Below are 22,134 nucleotides of genomic sequence, written 5' to 3' on the forward strand. Positions count from 1 at the left end.
GAGTTTAAATCATTTCGACTGCACTCAATGTGACAGAGTTTGTCCATTTTTTTTGAATTTTTAAATAATGAATTACATTCTATTCGATGGCCCAAACAGAGATAATCTGCTGCCATTTACATATACACGACCAGTTGCTGATATCCGAATTGGCATTTTAACCATTCGCGAAAAGTGGGAATCATTTTTAGATTTAACCACAACAACAATTACAGAAGATTATTTGTCTGAAAAGTTTCCGATGGTAGAAATGGAAACCAATGTAATGATAAATGCGTCGTATCTTCCAAATGCTGAAATTGTAGAAATTGTTAAGCAACTCAAAGTAAATCAAGCTATTTTTCAAGGCGAAGATGTTATTGCATTTTGTGTTGAAGAAGAAGCAGAGCATGATGGTTTTGATGATTTTGAAGCGATTGAATTTCAAAACCCAATTCTTAAAATTGAAAACACTTGGGACATATTTTCAAAAAATGCCGAAGCTATTGCCGAAGACTTTCAACTCATTACAAAAGACAAAATTTCTGAGCCAATTCCACCTTCTGTTAATGCCGTAAATCCTGAAAATATATTTATTGAGAAAGGAGCAACGGTTAATTTTTCATCTTTAAATGCAAGTTCAGGACCAATTTATATAGGTAGAGATGCTGAAGTAATGGAAGGCAGTTTGGTACGTGGACCTTTTGTTTTGTGTCATCATTCAACCTTAAAATTGGGCGCTAAAATTTATGGTGCAACAACCATTGGTCCACACAGTAAAGTTGGAGGCGAAGTTAACAATTCGGTCATTTTTGGCTATTCTAACAAAGGTCATGATGGCTTTTTAGGAAATTCTGTTTTAGGTGAATGGTGTAATATAGGTGCAGATTCTAATAATAGTAATTTAAAAAATAATTATGCCGAAGTTCGACTTTGGGATTATAAAACCCAAGGATTTGCTAAAACAGGCTTACAATTTTGTGGCTTAATGATGGGTGATCATAGCAAATGTGGAATTAATACGATGTTTAATACAGGCACTGTAGTAGGCGTAAGTTCTAATATATTTGGTAGCGGATTTCCACGCAATTTTGTGCCAAGTTTTTCTTGGGGCGGAAGTAAGGGTTTTGTTACTTACAAAACGAGTAAAGCGTTTGAGGTTGCTGACGTTGTTATGAATCGTCGTAGCTTAAAATTTTCTGAAACAGATAAAGCTATTTTAGAACATGTATTTGAGCTATCTAAAACTTTTAGAAGAGAGTAAATATGTTAGGTTTTTTATTAATATTTCTCATCGGAAGAGAGTTTTACAGATTAGCGGAAAAATTTGAAAAAAATAAATGGCTTTTCGGAATATTGGGTGTCGCTTCGTATTATATCGGAACCATGTTAGCTGGCGGAATGGTTGGACTTATTATGGGTTTGACAGATACGGAAATAACAGACGAAAAAGCAAAATTGGTTGGTTACGCCACAATCCCAGTTGGTTTATTAGTAACCTATATTTTTTATAAAATTTTGAAACCGAATTGGGAGGAAGAATACCGCCGAAATTTAATTAGAGAGCAAAATAAAACTAAGGTTTATGGCGTTTCTCCAATTGACCAAGAAGAAGAATAGATTAGAATATAATATAACGAGTTATGAGAATTCTTCCCCTAAAATTTAAAATAACTAAACTAAAAATTATTTACTTCTCAAACCTTTTATTTGCAATGTTTTTGGCATTTTCTGTGAGTGCGCAAAATCTTAAAGTAAAAAATGTAAAGATTAATAATGGGCTTAATCATTTTGCGCCTGTTATGAGCAATGGCAAAATCTATTTTAGTCAAAACAAACTTAATCATAGAGGTAAGCCTATAAAAACTCGAATGAATACATATGTTTATACTTTGAACAAGGCAAATGTAGATACGCAAGGCGAAATTAGTAATGTAGAACCTGTAAGTCGTACCAAATTGGGTTTTACCAATATGTCTGTTGCAACTTTTACAAAAGATGGACGCTATATGTATTTTACCACAAACTCTGATGAAATTGGCGAAAACAGACGTAAAGAGTATAATACATTTAACCTGCAAATACATCGTGCAGAATATGTTGAGGGTAAAGGTTGGACAAATGAAATTGAATTGCCTTTTTTAGATAAAGAATACAGTTTTGCACATCCTACATTAAGTCCAGATGAGAAAACATTATATTTTGTTTCAAATTATAAAGGAGCTAAAGGCCGAACAGATATCTTCAAAGTTTCAATTTTTGGACATAAAAATTATGGCGACCCAGAACGTTTAGGAGATGAAATAAATTCTACAAGGACAGAATTGTTTCCTTTTGTTTCTCACGAAAACAAAATGTATTTTTCTTCTAATCGTGATGGTGGTAATGGTGGTTACGATATTTATAGTTTTGATTTAGAAAATACCGACACAAGCCAAAAACCAGTTCTTTTACCAGAGCCTATAAATAGTATTGGTGAGGATTTTTCTTTTTATTTGATGGAAGATTGTAATCGCGGATTTTTTACATCGCGTCGTCGTGGCGGAAAAGGTGATGATGACATTTATTTTTTTACTGGTTTTCAGTCTTCCAAACCTGTTTTAAATCTAGCTGATTAGTTGCATTAATCCCTAAGTTATTAACTTCTTTACGAGTAAATCTAATAACCTCATCATAAAACAAAGGAATAATCGGCGCTGATTTCATAACTAAGCTGTCCATTTTTGTGTATAAATTAGAGCGTTTCCTTTCGTCAGTTTCCAAATAGGATTCTTCATATAATTTATCAAATTCTTGGCTTTCAAAATGCGTATAATTTGGACCGTTTGGCACAAAATTTTTGCTGTAGTAAAGCGACAAATAATTTTCAGCATCTGGATAATCTGCAATCCAGCTAGCACGAAAAAAATCGAGCTGACCGTTGGCTTTTAAGTCTTTTAAACTTGAAGCAGGTATTACATCGATAGCGATATTTAATCCTATTTTTTGAAGCTCACGCTGAAGATATTCGCAAAAACTTAAATAATTACTTGTGGTTGTTAATGTCACCTTTGGGTTTGTATTTCCTGTTTCAGATTTAAAAGATTGAATTAATTCTGAAGCTTTTTCAGGATTGTAAGAGTATCCAATTTTGGCATTATAACCAGGCAATCCTTTAGGTATAAAACCACCATTTGCAGGTACGCCAATACCATTTCTGAGATACGTAATCATTTTTTTTCGGTCAAATCCTAAATTAATGGCCTGTCTTATTTTTTCAGATTGTACCTCTTCGATATCACTTTCCATATAAAAACCAAGATACTCGGTATTTAAGTAAGGACCGCGAATCATGTTAACGTCTGTTTTATAATTTAGTTTTAATTCGCCTTGCGCCGTTAAAATTTCATCTTTATAAGATGCGTCTAATCCCGAAACAAAATCGATGTTGCCTTGAGCAAACTGGAGAAATTCACTCTGCTTATCTGGTAAAAATGTAACGTTTACAGCTTCTAAATAAGGTATCTGTTTTCCGTCTTTATCATTTTCAAAATAGTTTTGGTTTCGTCTAAGAACGAGTTTAATATTTTCTTCCCAGCGTTTAAATTTAAATGGACCAGTTCCAATAGGATTCGACCTAAAATCAGTTCCGTAAAACTCAACAATCTCCTTAGGAACAACCGAGCAATATTTCATGGTCAACAATCCCAAAAATGCTGGAAATGATTGTTTTAATTTGATTACAAATGTGGAATCATTTTCAGCATAAAATTTATCCACTTTTCCTAAAACCCAACTTCCAGGCGAAGCAATTTTTTCGTCTTTCAACCGATTGAAACTATAGACAAAATCTGAAGCAACAACAGTCCGAGTAGAATCTTTAAATTTATCATGTTTGTGAAAAAAGACATCAGTTTTAAGATTGAATACGTAAGTCTTGGCACTATCTGTAATTTTCCAACTATCAGCAATTGCTGGCTGAACGTTCAAATTATTATCCATTTGCACCAAACCATTAAACAGTTGATTAGACGCCCAAATGTCTGCCAAGTCCTTTGCAAATGCTGGGTCTAATGAGCTAATGTTTCGATGTTCGTTATATTTAAAAACGAGATGGTCTTTTCCGGAATTTTCGTTTTCGGTACAGGAGATAAATGAACTAAGAATTATAAGACATAATTTGAGTAGTGAACTTTTAAAAATGTAAGTTGATTTGGTCATAAAAGCTTAAATTTTTTAGATGCTTCGAGGCGTTGCAGAACGCATTTCAATTACTTAAATTTGCAGACTTATAATATTCAAAGTAAATATAATCAAGTTTTTGAGCTTAGTGAAGTTCCTTCAAGCAATATGAATAAAAAAGTTGCATTTTACACCTTAGGCTGTAAGCTTAATTTTTCTGAGACATCGACCATTGCCCGAAACTTTAATGATGAAGGTTTTGACCGTGTCGATTTTAAAGAGCCTGCAGATATTTATGTGATTAATACCTGTTCTGTTACCGAAAATGCAGACAAACGTTTTAAAACTATTGTTAAGCAAGCTCAAAAGGTAAATCCTGATGCATTTGTGGCTGCTGTCGGTTGCTACGCGCAATTAAAACCAGAAGAATTAGCAGCTGTTGATGGTGTGGATTTGGTGCTTGGTGCTACAGAAAAATTTAAAATTACAGATTACATTAATGACTTATCTAAAAATGATTTTGGAGAAGTTCACTCTTGCGAAATTGAGGAAGCCGATTTTTACGTAGGTAGTTATTCTATTGGCGATAGAACCCGCGCATTTTTAAAGGTTCAAGATGGTTGTGATTATAAATGTACCTATTGCACAATTCCTTTAGCTAGAGGAATTTCGCGAAGCGATACCATGCAAAATGTGCTTAAAAATGCTAAGGAAATTTCAGAAAAAGGAATAAAGGAAATTGTTTTAACGGGAGTTAATATTGGTGATTACGGTAAAGGTGAGTTCGGTAATAAAAAGCACGAGCATACCTTTTTAGATTTAGTATCAGAACTTGATAGGGTTGAAGGTATTGAACGACTACGAATTTCTTCAATAGAACCAAATTTGCTAAAAAACGAAACCATAGATTTGGTCTCGAAATCAAGAGCATTTGTACCTCATTTTCATGTGCCATTGCAGAGTGGGAGCAATGCGTTGTTGAAGAAAATGAAGCGACGCTACATGCGAGAATTGTATACAGATAGGGTTTCAAAAATAAAAGAAGTCATGCCACATGCTTGTATTGGCGTAGATGTAATTGTTGGTTTTTCAGGCGAAACTGATGAGTTGTTTTTAGAAACTTATAATTATTTAAGCGAATTAGATATTTCTTACTTACACGTTTTTACATATTCTGAAAGAGATAATACAGAAGCTTCAAATTTTGATGGCGTCGTGCCCAAAAATAAGAGAGCAAAACGAAGCAAAATGTTAAGAGGTTTGTCAGCTAAGAAACGCCGTGCCTTTTATGAATCTCAATTACATACAAAACGCAATGTTTTATTTGAAAGCGAAAATAAAGAAGGATACATACACGGCTTTACAGAAAATTACGTAAAGGTTAAAACACCATGGAATCCTGAATTGGTAAACACAATTCATTTTGTTGAACTTACAGAAATTGACGATGATGGTTTGGTCAGGTTTATTTTTTTAGATTAAATTCGCTCTAACTTTTACAGTATAAAATTAAATGCGAAGTCTGTATCTTATCATAGTAGCTGTTTTTTTTCACAGCTTTTTGTTTTCTCAAAAGGATAACACATTATTTGGTCAGTGGCAATTAGTATCTTGGAGTGTTGATTTGCCAATGGATTTAAATAATGACGGACAATTTTCAACAAATCTAATTGAAGAGACCAATTGTAAGAACAATGAGGTTCTAACAATTAGTACAAATGGTATTTTAAAGTCTAATAAAACGTTTAATCCTACTGTTAATATCTCAAAAACCGCTACTGGTTATGAAATTTCAGAAACGTGCAATGAAGGAAGCATAGGTTTTAGTAATCAATTTACATTAGACGATAACAAACTCTATCTAGATATTGGCGGTAATTATAAGCTTGTAGATGGAAATTTAATACGTGTTTTTGAAGGAGCAGTAAATGTATTTAACTCTGATTATTCTAAAGTTTCAGAGACTAAGAATTTGACGTTGGTATATAAGAAAAAGTAGGACAATAATAAAACGACATAAAAAAACCGCTAAAGAAATTTAGCGGTTTTTTTATAGTTTTTGTTTAGACTTTAAATTCTGATACCAACTGGTAACATGCGTTTGTACTTTCGGTTAGATTTTACAAATTTTGCAATTTCAGGACTTGTTGGAACCACGCTTAAATTTTCGCGTTCTTTGATATTGCTAAATACCATATCCACAAACTCTAATTCAAACTCTTTTGATCTAATGGTTTCTGGAATAATCATTTTAGTTAAAAAAATCTTGCGTTCTTGTAACGAATACTCAACAATTGCCATCTCGTCTTCAACCTTTAATTCAAATTGACGTAAAAATTCATTGTCAATTAACTCAGCAGTCTCTGTCATAATCTTTTTGTTAATAAATTAGGGTTGGCTAGAAAGGATTCTATTTTTTCAATAGATTTGTGCAAATGTACAAAAAATATAGTAAACTTAAGGGTTTTTTGTGTTAAAATGCTGAATTTTAGACGTTTTAATTACTTGTTATTCCTTTATTTTTAAGCTTTTTATTGTTAAAAGTTCAAAATATGATACATGTTTATTTAATGCCAGGAATGGCGGCTAATCCTTCGATTTTTGAGAATATTAAATTGCCAGAAGACCAATTTCAATTGCACTGGTTAGAGTGGAAAATGCCTAAAAAAAGAGAATCTTTAACGGATTATGCCAAACGAATGATTGAAGATATAAAACATGATAATGTGGTTTTGCTTGGTGTATCTTTTGGGGGAATTTTAGTACAAGAAATGAGTAAGTACCTAAAGCTGAAAAAATTATTTGTAGTCTCTAGTGTAAAATCTCATCACGAATTGCCAAAAAGATTAAAACTATTAAAGTACACTAAGGCTTATAATATTTTACCGACACGATTAGTCAGTAATATAGATGTGTTGGCAAAATTCTCGTTTGGTGAAGCTGTTAAAAAACGTGTTGCACTTTATCAAAAATACCTTTCAGTAAGTGATAAATCTTACTTGGATTGGGCCATTAAACAAGTGGTATGTTGGGAGCAAGAACAACCAAACAAAGACGCTATTTACATACATGGAGACAAGGATATAGTTTTTCCTCATTCTTGCCAAGGTGATTGCATAATAATTAAAGGTGGCACACATATTATGATAATAAATAAGTACAAATGGTTTAACGAAAATTTACCAAAACTTATTTTGGAAACCGCTTGACAACTAGCGGTTTATTTTCTACATTTAAAACAAAACAAATATCTATGAAAACGATTAAAAATATACTTTCTATAGCTGGATTAATCGCAGTATCTAGTGTTCTAATTTTTTCTATGCAAAAAGGACCATCAGAAGTTGAAATGAAAACAGATAAAACGTTTAACTCTCAAGGATACAACGTTTACGCATTAGAAGTACCAATGGATTTAAATTTTGCAGGTGAAGATTTACCATTACAAAATCCTGACATATATGAGCGTATGGATCGAGAGCTTTTGGTAAACACATATTGGCAGTCTAACGGATTGTTAATGTTTAAGCGAGCACAAAAGTATTTTCCAATTATAGAACCAATTTTAAAAAAGAACGGTATTCCAGAAGATTTTAAATATCTAGCCGTTATTGAGAGTGGTTTAACAAATGCGGTTTCTCCAGCTGGTGCCAAAGGATTTTGGCAAATTATGAAAGCAACAGGACGCGAAAATGGATTAGAAATTAATAATAACGTGGACGAACGTTATAATTTAGAAAAATCAACAGAGGTCGCTTGTAAATATCTAAAAGAAGCCTATGATAGATTTGGTAATTGGACGCTAGCTGCTGCCTCATACAATGCGGGTAAAGCAGGTATAGGTAATCGTCTTAAAGAGCAAAATGTTTCAGATTATTATGATTTACTTTTGGGAGAAGAAACAGGTCGATATATGTTTAGAATTGTAGCCTTAAAAGAGATATTAAACAACCCAAAAAAATACGGTTTTAATTTTACTGACGATGATTTATATAAACCGGTGCCAACCACAAAGGTTGAAGTAGATACGGCCGTTACAGATTTTACACAATTTGCTGAAAAATTTGGGATAAATTATAAGATTTTAAAAATTCATAATCCTTGGTTACGAGAGCCACACTTAAATAATAAATCTCGAAAATTATATGAAATTGAAATTCCTAAAGAGGGATATTACAAATAAGTTTTAATAGTAAAAAGCAAAAAAAAGAGCATTTTCAAAGTGATTGAAAATGCTCTTTTTTCATAATAGATTAGTAATCGTCAATTAATAACCGTTTGTCAATTTATCTTCTACTACGTCTATTTTGTCTGGAAGATGTTGGTTGCCCATAATGTTGCTTTGGTATTGATGCTTGCTTCATCTGCTGTTTCATCATTTTAATTTGGTCAGCCAACATATCGCGTTTATCTAATTTTTGTGCCTCTGCTAGTAATTTTTGCGCTTCTTGTTTTCTGCGTTTAGAAAAAGCAATTCCAGCTAAATTTAATTTTGCCATAGCTAAATCATGGTCCATTGATAATCCTAAATTAATAGCTTTTTTAAAATATTTCTCAGCTTCGTTCATATTGGTTTGAGAAACCATAACGCCATTTAAATAATTTAAATAACCTTGTTGTTTTTTAACCAAAGCCGCTTCAGGATTTTTAATTTTATCCAACCATTTTTTAGCGCCTTCAAAATCTTGCTTTCTTAGTTTTAAAAAAGCTAACAAAATCATTTCGTTTTTAAAGTATAGAAAAATAAATATTAAGGATAATAAGATATACATAATGCCATTACCAATTTCGCCTTCAGTAAACTGATAAACGGCAAAAGCTATAATACCTGCAGCTATGACTAACTTTATATTTTTATTGAACATATTTATAGTTTTTTTAAGGTTGGCAAAGTTACTAAAAACAATTGAAAATTATTTTTATTTGAAACTTGGTTAAGTAAAAAGTTGTTGTATATTTGCACGCAGTTTTGGGAAATACTAAAACTTAGATATTAATACACGATTTTAAATATATAAGACATGCCAAAAAGAACGTTTCAACCGTCAAAAAGAAAGAGAAGAAACAAACATGGTTTCAGAGAAAGAATGGCTTCTGTTAACGGAAGAAAAGTTTTAGCACGTCGTCGTGCTAAAGGAAGAAAAAGATTGTCTGTATCTTCAGAATTAAGACATAAAAAATAATGATTAACAATTGTTAATATTTTAAAGGCGTTACTTAAGTGTATCGCCTTTTTTTGTACCCAACAGATAACTATTTTTGTAACTCAATATAACACAACAACATGCCAAAAAACAAAGACATTAAATCCATTTTACTTATCGGTTCTGGTCCAATCGTCATAGGGCAAGCCTGCGAGTTCGATTATTCAGGTTCTCAAGCTTTACGTTCGCTTCGCGAAGATGGAATAGAGACTATTCTTATCAATTCTAACCCAGCAACAATAATGACTGACCCGTCGATGGCAGACCACGTGTATTTGCTGCCGTTAACAACAAAGTCAATTATAAAAATTCTTAAAGAACACCCACAAATAGATACGGTTTTGCCAACTATGGGTGGACAAACGGCTTTAAACTTATGTATTGAAGCAGATGAAAAAGGGATTTGGGATGATTTTGGTGTTAAGATTATCGGTGTTGATATTGAGGCAATTAATATAACAGAGGATAGAGAAAAATTCCGCGAATTAATGTTAGAAATCGGTGTCGGCATGGCACCGCAAGAAACAGCTACTTCCTTTTTACGTGGAAAAGAAATTGCTCAAGAATTTGGTTTTCCTTTGTGCATTAGAGCATCATTTACTCTCGGTGGTGCAGGTGCTTCTATTGTTTATAACGAAGAAGATTTTGATGAAGCCCTAACGCGTGGTTTGGAGATTTCTCCAATTCATGAAGTTATGATTGATAAAGCCATGATGGGTTGGAAAGAGTATGAGTTAGAGCTTTTAAGAGATAAAAACGATAACGTTGTTATTATCTGTACTATCGAAAATATGGACCCAATGGGTATTCACACAGGAGATTCAATCACAGTTGCTCCAGCAATGACCTTGTCAGATAAAACACAGCAAAAAATGCGTGATATGGCCATACATATGATGCGTAGTATTGGCGATTTTGCTGGTGGTTGTAATGTACAGTTTGCGGTTAGTCCAGATGACCAAGAAGAAATTATAGCTATAGAAATTAATCCTCGCGTATCTCGCTCTTCGGCATTGGCGAGTAAAGCAACAGGATATCCAATTGCAAAAATAGCTGCTAAATTAGCGCTTGGTTACACATTAGATGAATTAGATAACCAAATTACTAAATCGACGTCTGCGTTATTTGAGCCAACATTAGATTATGTAATTGTAAAAATACCACGATGGAATTTTGACAAGTTTGAAGGCTCTGACCGTACGTTAGGTTTGCAAATGAAAGCCGTCGGAGAAGTTATGGGTATCGGTCGTTCATTCCAAGAAGCATTACATAAAGCGACACAATCTTTAGAAATTAAAAGAAATGGTTTAGGTGCTGATGGTAAAGGTTATAAAGACTACGATACCATTATTGATAAACTTAAAAATGCAAGTTGGGACCGAGTATTTGTTATTTACGATGCCATTGCAATGGGAATTCCATTAAGCAGAATATACGAGATAACCAAAATAGATATGTGGTATCTCAAACAATACGAAGAGTTGTTTCAGCTTGAAAAAGAAATTTCTAAGTTTAGTATAGATAACATTGACCGCGAACTTTTACTAGAAGCAAAGCAAAAGGGCTATGGCGACAGACAGATTGCGCATATGCTAGATTGTTTAGAGAGTCAAGTTTATAAAAAACGTAAAGATTTAAAAATTAATCGTGTCTATAAATTGGTGGATACATGTGCGGCTGAATTTAAAGCAATGACACCATATTATTATTCTACGTTTGAAAGTGAAATGGAACTACCAGATGGCACGGTAACCGTTCATAACGAAAGTGTAGTCACCGATAAAAAGAAAATAATTGTTTTAGGTTCTGGTCCAAACCGTATAGGTCAGGGTATTGAGTTCGATTACTGTTGTGTACATGGTGTTTTAGCTGCTGCTGAATGTGGTTATGAAACCATAATGATTAATTGTAATCCTGAAACTGTTTCAACTGATTTTGATATTGCAGACAAACTTTATTTTGAGCCAGTTTTCTGGGAACATATCTATGATATCATTCAGCATGAAAAACCAGAAGGTGTAATCGTGCAATTGGGTGGACAAACCGCCTTAAAACTTGCTGAGAAACTAGAAAAATGGGGTGTAAAAATTATGGGTACAAGCTTTAAATCTTTAGATTTAGCTGAAGACCGCGGAAGTTTTTCAAACATATTAAAAGAAAACAATATCCCATATCCAGAGTTCGATGTTGCAGAAACTGCTGACGAAGCTTTGGCAATTGCAGATAAATTAAATTTCCCAATTTTGGTAAGACCTTCTTACGTTCTTGGAGGTCAAGGAATGAAGATAGTTATCAATAAAGACGAGTTAGAATCTCATGTTATTGATTTATTAAAATCAATTCCTGGAAATAAATTGTTATTGGACCATTATTTAGATGGTGCTATTGAGGCAGAAGCTGATGCTATTTGCGATGCAGACGGAAACGTTTACATCATTGGTATTATGGAGCACATAGAGCCTTGCGGAGTACATTCTGGAGATAGCAACGCAACTTTGCCAGCATTTAATTTGGGCGATTTAGTAATGCAACAAATTATAGACCATACACACACAATCGCAAGAGCATTGAATACGGTTGGTTTAATTAACATTCAGTTTGCTATAAAAGACGACAAAGTTTACATTATTGAAGCCAATCCAAGAGCCTCTCGTACAGTACCGTTTATTGCAAAGGCATATAAAGAACCTTATGTAAATTATGCTACAAAGGTAATGTTAGGCGAAAAGAAAGTGACTGACTTTACCTTCAATCCGCAGTTAACAGGTTACGCTATTAAACAACCTGTGTTTTCATTTAATAAGTTTCCAAATGTGAATAAAAAGTTAGGGCCAGAAATGAAAAGTACAGGAGAAAGTATCTTGTTTATTGATAGCTTAAAAGATGATGAATTTTACGATTTGTACTCAAGACGAAAAATGTATTTAAGTAAATAATTTATATTTAATCGATAAAAAACGCATTTTATCCATATTGTTTTGTAATTTAGAGACAAATAAAAATTATGAAAACAAAATTACTTGCTTTATTATTAGTTTTTTTATTTGCTAAACTCAGCATAGCCCAAACAACAGAAACTATATCTATAGATTGGAGTTTTAACTCTACACCAACATCGTCAGGTAATGCAAATTCAAGCAGAACAATAGAAATTGGAGATACAGTAACATGGGTTTGGTATGCTTCAGGCAACCATAATGTTGTGCGCAATGGCGGAACTAGTTCTGATGCCTTCAATAGCGGCTCAACAGTAGGTCAAGGTTCTACTTTTTCTCATACATTTAACTCAGTAGGAACAAATGATTATGTTTGTTCACCTCATGCAAGTATTATGTTTGGAACTATAACAGTTGTACCAGAAGGAGCTTTAAGTATAAATGATTTTGAATTAGAATTAAATAAATTTAAACTGTCACCAAATCCAAGTAAAAATAACTTGAATGTAGAAATAAATTATAATTCTGAAAATGATTATTTTGTTGAAGTTTATGATGTACTTGGAAAACAAATATTTAAAACACAATTAAAAAGAAATATTACTAATATAAATGTATCTAATTGGCGTTCTGGAGTTTATTTAGTAAAATTATCTAGTGACCAAACTACGTTGACAAAACGTTTTATGAAACAGTAAAACATCTTTTAAACATTATTAATTAATAAAAGCTCTCATTTTAGAGGGCTTTTTTAATATTTTTTAATCATTTAAAATAACAAAAGTTGAGAATCAAATATTGTGACATTTGTAAAAAAGATTTTTCTACTATGTTTCGTATTCAATACAAAGAGTCAAAAGTTTGGGTATTTGTATGTGAATCTTGTTTACTTAAAGTTAAGCCTAATAATCCAAACTATCGTTATGGTGGCACTTGGAAAAAATAATTAATTTCTTATAAATCTAGCTTAACTCTATAGTTTTTTAATTCTTCAGTGTATTTTTCATGAGAAAAATTTTTGTCTGAAAATACTTCGTTTCTTATTTTACTTTCTTCTGCACGTTGTATAGCTTTTAGATAACGTCTTAATTCTTCATTATTTAAAATATGAAGACCAGGAACAGTTACAGGTTTACTTTTTTTGTCCACAGCAACCATTGTAAAATATGAAGAATTACAATGTTTTGTTTTACCTGTTTGGATGTTTTCCGCTTCAACTCTAATACCAATAACCATTGATGAATTACCTACAAAATTCACTGAGGCTTTCATTGTAACAAGTTCTCCAACATCAATAGAATTTAGAAAATTAACTTTATCTACAGATGCCGTAACACTATAAGAACCTGAGTGTTTCGAAGCACAGCTAAAAGCAATTTGGTCCATTAAACTCAAAATATAACCACCGTGAATTTTACCTCCAAAATTGGTATGAGATGGTAACATTAATTGCGAAATTTCTATACGAGATTGTTTTACGGTTTTATACATAATTAAAGTTTATTCAAAATCTTCGTTAGCTCGTTTTATGATATTTTCTGGTAAAGCTTTTTTGGCTTTAGCTCCCATTTTTTTAATTTTTTCAACACGCGAAATCAGATTTCCTTTGCCTTCAACCAATTTATTCATCGCAGCTGAGTAATCATTTTTAGCAGAATCTATCTTTTTACCAACGCCAGTTAAATCAGTTACTAAACCTTCGAATTTATCATACAATGCGCCAGCTTGTTTGGCAATTTCAATAGCATTTTGTTGTTGTTTTTCGTTATTCCACATTGTATCAATAGTACGTAAAGTGGCCAATAGAGTAGATGGCGTTACAATAACAATGTTTTTCTCAAACGCTTTGTTATAAAGTGAATTGTCTTCATTTATAGCCACCGCAAAAGCAGGCTCAATGGGTATAAACATCAATACAAAATCAGGCGATTCTATGTCGTATAAATCTTGATAATTTTTCGATGAAAGTTGGTCTACATGCTTGTTTATAGAATTAACATGAGCCTTTAAAAATAGTGCACGCTCCGTATCATCGGCATTGACCATGCGCTCATAATCTACTAAAGATACTTTGGAATCTATAATCATTTTTTTGGCGTCAGGTAAGTGTAGTACCACATCTGGCATTACTCGAGAACCATCTTCGCGCTGAAAGTTTTGCTGTACAAAATACTCGCGGTCTTTTTCTAACCCAGATTTTTCTAAAACACGTTCCAACACTAATTCTCCCCAATTACCTTGCATTTTACTGTCACCCTTAAGCGCTTTTGTAAGGTTGCTGGCTTCTTCCGTCATTTGAAGATTTAACTCTTTAAGTCCTTTAAGTTGTTCTGCCAATGCTGAATGCATTTGTCCGCTTTTAAATTGTGTGTCTTCAACTTTTTTCTCGAAAATTTGAATTTTCTTATCTAAAGGCTCAAGAATACTCTTTATATTTTCTTTATTCTGAAGTGTGAATTTTTCTGATTTTTCTTCCAGAATTTTAGAAGCCATTAATTCAAAATCTTTACGGAGTTGCTCCTGTTGTTTGGCTAATTCCTCATCTCGTTTTCTATTCTGAATTTGAACGTTTTCAAGCTCCGTGTTTTTTCGGGATAACTCGGTATTTAAAAACTCTTTTTCACGACGAATGTCTTCACGTTCGCTTTCAATTTTATTTATAGTTTGCTTTAAATCTGAGATAGAATTATTTAATTGAAGTTGTCTTTCTTCTAAAGTACTGCTTTCACTTTTACTTTTCAGTTGGGCGAATTTTAGCCCAATAAAAGCCCCAATACTTGCAGAAACTATTATGGTGATTAAAAGAATAAGCGTGTCGTTCATGATATAAATTGAAATTTACCAAAGATAAATTTTTCAGCTCGAAGACGTCACTTCAAATAGAGAAGTTTTCAACTAAACTGAATCAAAAATTTTTAATTTTTGAAAATTAATAAAACTATTTTGTGACTCTAAAGCTTCCTGTTTTTTCATCAAAAGCAATCATATCTTTTGGAAACAAAACATTAAAAACACCTTTTTCTATTAAATGACATGGCTGGTCGGTAATAACATTGTTTTTAGTCATTACTATCATGGTATCGCAAAGCTGAATAGCTAAATTAATTTCATGAGAAGAAAACAAAATAGTTTTTCCTGTTTCTTTGGTTAATTTTTGAAGCAATTTTAAGATATATGCTTTGTGGTACATATCTAAATGCGTCGTTGGTTCGTCTAAAATAATAATGTCGGTATCTTGAGCTAAAGCACGAGCAATCATTACTTTTTGTAATTGCCCATCACTGAGTTCAAAACACTTTTTGTGTTTTAATTGGGTTACGCCAACCAAATCTAGAGCTTCATTAACTTTACTTATATCTTTTGTATTGAGGTTTCCAATCCAGTTTGTATAAGGCTGCCTTCCGAGTGCTACCAGCTCGTTTACCGATAGGTTTTTAGAGGTTAATTGCTCTGTTAAAACGATACTCAGTTGTATAGCGAGCTGTTCGGCTGAGGTGTCTTTAAGGTCTTTTTTGTTTAATAAAATATTGCCCGATAATTGCGTTTGTACTTTTATTAAAGTGCGAAGTAAAGTTGATTTTCCGATTCCATTCTCACCAACCAATCCAATTAAATGCCCTTTTTCAAGCTTAAAATTAATGTTTGAGGCCACAGGAATTGTTTCCTTTTTGGTTTTATAACCAATAGAAAGATTTTCTGCTTCAAGGATGATATGTTTATTGTCTTCTTTCAAATTTTTTAAAACATCATTTTTCGTTGTCTTACCAATAACCAAATAACTACTGGTGCACCAACTAAAGCGGTGATAGCGTTTATTGGTAAAATATAATCGCTTCCAGGTATTTGGGCAATACTATCGCAAACAAGCATAACGATTGCACCAAATAGGCAAACTGCTGGTAATAAAATTTTATGATTTGAAGTTGTGAATATTTGGCGTGTTAAATGCGGAATGGCCAACCCAATAAACGCAATTGGTCCTGCAAACGCTGTAATTGTTCCTGCTAGTAAGCTTGTAGCTATAATAATTATGAGGCGGTTTTGTTTGATATTAATTCCCAAACTCTTTGCATAGTTATCGCCAAGCAACAAACTATTTAATCCTTTAATTGAGAAGACACTGAGTATTAAACCAGCAAAATAAATACAAGCAAAGATTAAAAGCTCGTTCCAAGACAGATTACTTAAACTTCCAAAACCCCAAAAAATATATTGTTGTAATTGTTCGGCTGAACTAAAGTAGGAGAGAACACTCACAACAGCCGCTGTAATGCTGCCAAACATTAAACCAATAATTAATATTGCCATCGTGTCTCGTACTTTGTTAGACACGGCCAAAACAGCCAAAAGCACTAAAAAACTTCCTAAACTGGCCGCAATTACAATGCTCCATTTTGCGGTTAAGGCTAATGCTAAACTTCCGCCAAATAGTCCTGAACCCAATATTACCAAAGCCACACCCAAACTTGCACCAGAACTGATGCCTAAAACAAAAGGTCCAGCCAATGGGTTTCTAAAAAGAGTTTGCATCAATAAGCCAGAAACACCCAAACCAGAACCTACTAAAATTGCTGTGATGGCTTTTGGTAATCTAAATTCTGTTACAATAACTTGCCACGTCTCATTTTCAATAGTTCCGAAAAAACTTTTAAAAATACTTTTTAGCGGAATGTCTACAGAACCAAAACTTACGTTTACCAAAAAACATAAACATAAGATGACTACCAATAATAAAAATTGAAATCTATATGTTTTTTTAGTTATCAAATTTTTTAAAAAAATAAGGTTGATAATTTTCTAGCAACTCCGGATGCGAAATTTTAATAAGGTCTTTTAAAATTAAATCTGGTCGTGCTGCACCAAGTTCGTAATATAAATTTCCGCCAGTTTCGCCAACAGTATTTGTAAAGCTATAGATTTCTTTATTTTTAAAAGCATCAAATTTAGTGTATAACGGATTAGCTTCCTCAAGTTGATTTAAGCTTCTGTAGTAAGAAGGACTTAACCAAATATCTGCATCTTTTGCTTTATCTAAAACAGCTTCAAAACTTAAATATAAGCTGCCGTTTCCACTACTGTCATTCCATAGATAATTAACATTAGCATCTTTTAAAAACTGAGCTTCAGGACTATCACCGTTTGGTAAATGCCAAACATCTTTAGTCATGGCACCACTCAAAACTGTTGGTCTGTTTTTGGCATTTTTAGCGAGTGCTTTTGCTTCTAAATAATCCGCTTCAATTTTACTGAAAATGGAATCTGCTTCTTTTTCTTTATTCAGCAAAACTCCAAAAAATTTTATCCATTCGGCTTTACCTAAGGCTGTAGATTCTACCCAACCGCCATGATAAATTACAGGAATATTCGCTTTTTTAATAGTTTCAAAGGTTTTGTTAACACCATCAATGCCAAAGCCAACCACAACATCAGGATTTATGTCTAGCAAAACTTCGGTATTAATACCTTCATTTTTTCCTAGTTCTCTAACATTACCATTATTTATTAATTCTCTTGTTTTTTTTGAAGAAATATAATCTGTACCAGGAAAACCTACGAGTTTTTGCTCTTCGCCTAAAAGTTCTAATGACGGAATATGTGTTGTAGATGTCACTACGATTTTTTCAATTTCATCAGTAATTACACCATCATAATATCCTGCCGGAAATGTCATTTTAGACAATGTTTCCTTTGAAGCAACTAAATATTTATATGATTTCGAGGCTTTTGGCCAAGGTTTAGTAACAGTGATTACTTTGACGCCATTATTTTCTGAAACTGTAAAACCTTCAGCATATTTAAGCTGAAGTGTTTTTGATTTTGAAAATGGTAATTCTTCTGTTTTTTTTTCTTTACAAGAAAGCAAGCAAAACAGAAAAAAAAATAAAATTGGTTTTAATTTGAAACTGAATATATTCATAAATCAAAACTAAGAATTATTTAAGTTATTAAGGTTTAGATTAGAGTAATTGTTTAATTTCGCATCGAAATCTGGTTCGAGGGCGAAATTATTTTCGCCTTTGATTAAAAGGGAATCTGGTGTAATTCCAGAGCTGTTCCCGCAACTGTAAGCTAATAAGCTTGTTGTTACCTTCAAAGTCACTGCTTGTACCGAACTTGTTTCGGTATCTGTAAATTAAAAAAGACAATTCTGTCTTTAAGTTAAGATGCTGAAACAAGTTCAGCACGAGTGGGAAGACAAACAACAAGACGCAAGTCAGGAGACCTGCCAATTTCAACAAATAAGTAAAACTTTCGGGATAAAAGTTTACGTATGGTTCGCTGTATGTTCTCGAGCAATTAAAAAAAAAATGAAAAAACTTAAAGGTTTTAGCATACTTGCTATAAGTATGTTAAATGCAATTGCTGCACAAAGTCAAGACTCGACAAAAGTTGAAAAACTTGAAGAAGTTGTAATTACCGATTCGCGTTTTGAATTAAAGCGTGAAAATTCTGGTAAAACAGTCATTAAAATTTCTAGAGAAGAAATTGAAAACAATCAAGGTCGTACCATTGCGCAACTCATCAACACAAAAAGTGGGTTTGAAATAAACGGCACGCGAAGTGTTGCTGGTCAAAACTTAGGCTATTTTGTACGTGGTGGAAACAATCGCCAGGTTTTGGTGCTTATTGATGGTATTCAGGTTAATGATCCGTCTTTACCAAATAACGAGTTCGATTTACGCTTGTTAGATGTTAATACCATTGAATCTATTGAAATTGTAAAAGGTGCATCGAGTACGCTTTATGGTAATTCTGCTGCTACTGCTGTAATAAATATTACAACAAAAAAAGCCTCTAAAAAACCAATTTCTGGTAGTTTTTTAACTGTTGTTGGTACCAACCAATCCCAAGATACTGACGATTATAGAGCAGAACAGTTTACAAATAACGTTTCTATAAACGGAACAGTAGACAAGTTGAATTATGTAGCAAGTTTTGGGAATCAATATGCAGAAGGTTTGTCGGCTGCAGCATCTGCAAATCCTGAGCCTGACCCTTTTTCCAGGTATAATGTAAATTTAAAGCTGGGTTACGAATTTTCTGAAAATTTTAATATTACGGCATACGGAAGTATTGATAATTTTAAAACAGATATAGATGGCTTTCCTGCGCCAACATTTGCGTTTGCAGATACCAATGATGAGTTTATCTCAAAGCAAAAACGTGTAGGAATTGCACCAAAATTTAATTATAAAAATGGTAGCATTCAAGTTAATGCTGCTTTTACAGATATTGAACGCGAAACCATTTCGGCATTTGGTGCAGTAAATGAGGCTGAAAGTTTTGTGTTTGATGCATTTAATAAATACACATTTAATACTAATTTTTACACTATAGTTGGTTTAAATTTTGGAGATTATAAAAGTGAATTTGCTTCTGAAGAAAGCTTTACTAATACTGACCCGTATGCCAATGTGGTATATGTTTCTGACTTTGGTTTGACTTTAAATGCAGGTGGACGTTTAAATAATCATAGCGAGTATGGTTCTCAGTTTGTATATAATCTAAACCCTTCTTATAAAATTGATGTAAACGAAGGTTATGCAAAAGTTTTCGGTAGTTATGCCACATCATTCATTGCACCTAACTTATCGCAGTTGTTCGGTTTTTTTGGTCCAAATCCTGATTTAGAAGCTGAAGAAAACAGAACGATTGAAGGCGGTTTAGAATACAATACTAAAAATGGTTTTAGAATAAATGCTGTTTACTTTAATAGAGATGAAGAAAATACAATAGTTTTTGGTCAAAACGGTTTTGAAAATGCTGCTGCTGATGCTACAGTTCAGGGCGTTGAAGTTGAAACGGAAGTTAATCTTATTGAAGATTTATCAATTTCAGCAAACTATACATTTACAGAATTGAAAGTTGGAACGCGCATTCGTTTGCCAAAACACAGAGCAAATGCTAATTTAGGTTATGACTTTTCAAAATCTACTTATGCATCTTTGGGTGTTCAATATGTAGGCGAAAGAGAAGATACAGATTTTACAACCTTTACAAATGTAGACTTAGACGCTTATACGTTGTTAAATTTATATGTTAGCCATAAAATCATTAACAACAAGCTGAAGTTATTTGCAACTGTAGATAATTTGTTAAATGAGGATTATGCTGAAATTATTGGCTACACTACTTTGGGGCGTAATGTAAGCTTGGGCTTTAATTTGAAGTTGTAATAGTTTAGATTATATAATTATTAAAAAATGCCGCTATTTTAAGCGGCATTTTTTTATCTATTAAGTTTAACTCGATAATCAAACATATCTGTTGAGAAAGGAGGAAGAAATGATTCGTCGGGAATAGGTTTAAAATAATCATTTTCAAAACTATCTAAAAATCTTCCGTTTCCAGTGATGTCCATAATTGCTCTTTCTAAAAGTGGTTCATTTTCATCTCCTAAAATTCCTAAATTCCCGAAATTTTCTGATAATTCAAATCCTGCTGAAGCAGAAAGTCCATCGTAATATTGAAAGAAGCCATCAACATTAGCTGATTCGTAAATCAATGGTTGCATTGCATAGGTATGACTAGCATTAACGTTATTTCGCGAAAAGTCTTCTGAATCATATATTGTTGTAGAAGCTTGTGGCTTACCTCGTGTATCTACACCAATTTGTACGACATCAATATATGGTCTTAATCCATTTATAACGAGTTCACTTGCAGATGCTGTACTTCTTGTTGTGAGTACATAGAGTTTTGTAAGGTTTAAATTGTTTAGTGGCAAATTAAATGTTTCATCTCCGCTGGAATTTGTTTTTATTGCATTTGAAACAAAATTGTTAATTAAACTTTCGGGAGAGTTTTCTTCAAAAAATGCTTGGAAACCGCTATTCCATTTTTCTTCAAAAAATAATTGATTTTCGAACTGACCAGTTAACATTGATGATAACCAAATTGCAGTACTAACAGAACCGCCTCCATTATAGCGTAAGTCTAAGACCAACTCATCGATATTTTGAGAGTTAAAATCTCCAATAACATTATTTAATTCTATAACATTTGCGTCAGAAATTCTGAAACCATTATACATTAAATAACCAATTTTAAAACCATTGGTTTCAATGACGTTACTTCTAAAAATTGGATTTTCTGTTATTGTTTCTTTAGTTAAGCTAATAGAATTTCCATTCGGCGTAATTGTATCGTCGCTATTGTCTGTAGTACCGTTGTCGTCGTAATCTGCTAGATTTATTGTAAAGCTCGTATTACTTCCAAAAAGTAAGTTTCCAAAATTTGAAGCCGTAAGCGATGTACCATCAACTCCCGTAAAAATCATACCTCGTTGTACTCCGTTTGCAGAAGCACTGCTATTTGGCAGTACGTAGCGCACATATCCAAAAACATTGTTACTATTACCAATTCTTACTAATCCAAATTTCATTCCGCTGTCTAAATTTGTGCCTTGTAATTGTTGCTCAAGTTCTAAATAATTTGATGTAATAGCGCTAAACTCATCTACATTGTCTGGTAAATAGAGTAATGAAGCAAACAAGTCTTCTGGATTAGAGAAGCTATTCAAATATGTAGTGTATTCTTCATTTGTTGAAAATCTATCGTCAGCAAGATTTCCTATTTCATCTTTATAAACATAGAATAGATTCATACCTTTCCATACAAAATCCTGTATTTCAAGATTATTTCCATTTAAAATTACGTTATCATCAGCATCTTCAAAACAACTTGTTGCAGAAAATGCAATTATAAGTAGGAGTAATAGTGGTTTTAAATATTTCATTTTTTCTTCAATTTTTATAGCAATACCTTTTAGGTAGTAAAACCTTAAATTTACTTACAATATTGTAGAATTGAAAAGAAAATTGTGTTCATCGATTTTATTTTAAATTATTTTA

The 22,134-nt window shown here is 32.8% G+C and carries 20 protein-coding genes and 1 riboswitch; of the genes, 11 read left to right on the plus strand and 9 right to left on the minus strand.

Annotated elements, in window-relative coordinates; translation table 11 throughout:
* Positions 1-67: 67 nt before the first annotated feature.
* The 3 genes from ACFQ1Q_RS13275 (at position 68) to ACFQ1Q_RS13285 (ending at position 2,597) form a co-directional block, all read left to right on the plus strand.
* Positions 68-1,243: a GlmU family protein gene (locus ACFQ1Q_RS13275; protein ID WP_386132435.1), complete on the plus strand. Its 1,176-nt coding sequence runs from the start codon at positions 68-70 to the stop codon at positions 1,241-1,243.
* A gap of 2 nt (positions 1,244-1,245) precedes the next feature.
* The gene (locus tag ACFQ1Q_RS13280) at positions 1,246-1,599 is read left to right on the plus strand and encodes a hypothetical protein (RefSeq protein WP_386132438.1); all 354 of its coding nucleotides are present in this window, start codon (positions 1,246-1,248) and stop codon (positions 1,597-1,599) included.
* Between the two features lie 95 nt (positions 1,600-1,694).
* Entirely contained in the window at positions 1,695-2,597 is a 903-nt protein-coding gene (locus ACFQ1Q_RS13285; protein WP_386132440.1) for a hypothetical protein, read from the plus strand.
* Here the strand turns inward: ACFQ1Q_RS13285 and ACFQ1Q_RS13290 are convergent.
* On the minus strand, positions 2,551-4,179 hold the full coding sequence (locus ACFQ1Q_RS13290; RefSeq protein ID WP_386132443.1) for an ABC transporter substrate-binding protein: 1,629 nt from the start codon (positions 4,177-4,179) through the stop codon (positions 2,551-2,553). The two genes, ACFQ1Q_RS13285 and ACFQ1Q_RS13290, sit on opposite strands and share 47 nt — an antisense overlap.
* Before the next feature lie 129 nt (positions 4,180-4,308).
* On the opposite strand from ACFQ1Q_RS13290, the gene mtaB reads away from it, so the two are divergent.
* Both mtaB and ACFQ1Q_RS13300 read left to right on the plus strand, forming a co-directional pair.
* Positions 4,309-5,622: a tRNA (N(6)-L-threonylcarbamoyladenosine(37)-C(2))-methylthiotransferase MtaB gene (gene mtaB / locus ACFQ1Q_RS13295; protein WP_386132446.1), complete on the plus strand. Its 1,314-nt coding sequence runs from the start codon at positions 4,309-4,311 to the stop codon at positions 5,620-5,622.
* A gap of 31 nt (positions 5,623-5,653) precedes the next feature.
* Positions 5,654-6,139 (plus strand): hypothetical protein, encoded by a 486-nt coding sequence (locus ACFQ1Q_RS13300; protein WP_386132449.1) that lies wholly within the window; start codon positions 5,654-5,656, stop codon positions 6,137-6,139.
* A gap of 71 nt (positions 6,140-6,210) precedes the next feature.
* Here the strand turns inward: ACFQ1Q_RS13300 and ACFQ1Q_RS13305 are convergent, their stop codons facing one another.
* Entirely contained in the window at positions 6,211-6,510 is a 300-nt protein-coding gene (locus ACFQ1Q_RS13305; RefSeq protein WP_386132452.1) for an N-acetyltransferase, read from the minus strand.
* A 182-nt stretch (positions 6,511-6,692) separates the two neighbouring features.
* Between ACFQ1Q_RS13305 and ACFQ1Q_RS13310 the strand changes: the two genes are divergently transcribed.
* Together ACFQ1Q_RS13310 and ACFQ1Q_RS13315 are read left to right on the plus strand one after the other, a co-directional pair.
* A complete protein-coding gene (locus ACFQ1Q_RS13310; protein ID WP_386132454.1) occupies positions 6,693-7,349 on the plus strand; it encodes an alpha/beta hydrolase in 657 nt (218 codons plus the stop codon).
* A 44-nt stretch (positions 7,350-7,393) separates the two neighbouring features.
* Positions 7,394-8,323 carry a lytic transglycosylase domain-containing protein gene (locus ACFQ1Q_RS13315; RefSeq protein WP_386132457.1) on the plus strand — a complete coding sequence of 310 codons (930 nt, stop codon included), beginning with the start codon at positions 7,394-7,396 and terminating at the stop codon, positions 8,321-8,323.
* Between the two features lie 103 nt (positions 8,324-8,426).
* On the opposite strand, the gene ACFQ1Q_RS13320 is transcribed toward ACFQ1Q_RS13315, so the two are convergent.
* Positions 8,427-9,005 (minus strand): DUF2892 domain-containing protein, encoded by a 579-nt coding sequence (locus ACFQ1Q_RS13320; protein WP_386132460.1) that lies wholly within the window; start codon positions 9,003-9,005, stop codon positions 8,427-8,429.
* Between the two features lie 156 nt (positions 9,006-9,161).
* Between ACFQ1Q_RS13320 and rpmH the strand changes: the two genes are divergently transcribed.
* The 3 genes from rpmH to ACFQ1Q_RS13335 all read left to right on the plus strand — a co-directional run bounded on the left by rpmH (position 9,162) and on the right by ACFQ1Q_RS13335 (position 12,978).
* Positions 9,162-9,323 (plus strand): 50S ribosomal protein L34, encoded by a 162-nt coding sequence (rpmH, locus tag ACFQ1Q_RS13325; RefSeq protein ID WP_155089503.1) that lies wholly within the window; start codon positions 9,162-9,164, stop codon positions 9,321-9,323.
* Positions 9,324-9,424: 101 nt separating this feature from the next.
* The gene (carB, locus tag ACFQ1Q_RS13330; RefSeq protein WP_386132463.1) at positions 9,425-12,280 is read left to right on the plus strand and encodes a carbamoyl-phosphate synthase large subunit; all 2,856 of its coding nucleotides are present in this window, start codon (positions 9,425-9,427) and stop codon (positions 12,278-12,280) included.
* Positions 12,281-12,348: 68 nt separating this feature from the next.
* Positions 12,349-12,978, plus strand: a complete 630-nt coding sequence (locus ACFQ1Q_RS13335; RefSeq protein ID WP_386132465.1) for a T9SS type A sorting domain-containing protein — start codon at positions 12,349-12,351, stop codon at positions 12,976-12,978.
* A 256-nt stretch (positions 12,979-13,234) separates the two neighbouring features.
* Here ACFQ1Q_RS13335 and ACFQ1Q_RS13340 read toward each other — a convergent pair whose 3' ends face one another.
* From ACFQ1Q_RS13340 to ACFQ1Q_RS13360, 5 genes are all read right to left on the minus strand, one after another.
* Positions 13,235-13,771: an acyl-CoA thioesterase gene (locus tag ACFQ1Q_RS13340; protein ID WP_386132468.1), complete on the minus strand. Its 537-nt coding sequence runs from the start codon at positions 13,769-13,771 to the stop codon at positions 13,235-13,237.
* A 9-nt stretch (positions 13,772-13,780) separates the two neighbouring features.
* Entirely contained in the window at positions 13,781-15,103 is a 1,323-nt protein-coding gene (rmuC, locus tag ACFQ1Q_RS13345; protein WP_386132471.1) for a DNA recombination protein RmuC, read from the minus strand.
* Positions 15,104-15,218: 115 nt separating this feature from the next.
* Positions 15,219-16,013, minus strand: a complete 795-nt coding sequence (locus tag ACFQ1Q_RS13350) for an ABC transporter ATP-binding protein (protein ID WP_386132474.1) — start codon at positions 16,011-16,013, stop codon at positions 15,219-15,221.
* Between the two features lie 5 nt (positions 16,014-16,018).
* Positions 16,019-17,047, minus strand: a complete 1,029-nt coding sequence (locus ACFQ1Q_RS13355; protein ID WP_386132477.1) for a FecCD family ABC transporter permease — start codon at positions 17,045-17,047, stop codon at positions 16,019-16,021.
* Positions 17,037-18,143: an ABC transporter substrate-binding protein gene (locus tag ACFQ1Q_RS13360; protein WP_386132479.1), complete on the minus strand. Its 1,107-nt coding sequence runs from the start codon at positions 18,141-18,143 to the stop codon at positions 17,037-17,039. The genes ACFQ1Q_RS13355 and ACFQ1Q_RS13360 overlap by 11 nt, the downstream gene beginning before the upstream one ends.
* A gap of 108 nt (positions 18,144-18,251) precedes the next feature.
* Positions 18,252-18,525: riboswitch (cobalamin riboswitch) on the plus strand.
* A 63-nt stretch (positions 18,526-18,588) separates the two neighbouring features.
* On the opposite strand from ACFQ1Q_RS13360, the gene ACFQ1Q_RS13365 reads away from it, so the two are divergent.
* A complete protein-coding gene (locus ACFQ1Q_RS13365) occupies positions 18,589-20,457 on the plus strand; it encodes a TonB-dependent receptor plug domain-containing protein (RefSeq protein ID WP_386132482.1) in 1,869 nt (622 codons plus the stop codon).
* A 53-nt stretch (positions 20,458-20,510) separates the two neighbouring features.
* Here ACFQ1Q_RS13365 and ACFQ1Q_RS13370 read toward each other — a convergent pair whose 3' ends face one another.
* Positions 20,511-22,019, minus strand: a complete 1,509-nt coding sequence (locus ACFQ1Q_RS13370; RefSeq protein ID WP_386132485.1) for a S41 family peptidase — start codon at positions 22,017-22,019, stop codon at positions 20,511-20,513.
* Between the last annotated feature and the right edge of the window lie 115 nt (positions 22,020-22,134).

It is taken from the genome of Winogradskyella litorisediminis (assembly GCF_042675765.1).
Classification (GTDB): domain Bacteria; phylum Bacteroidota; class Bacteroidia; order Flavobacteriales; family Flavobacteriaceae; genus Winogradskyella; species Winogradskyella litorisediminis.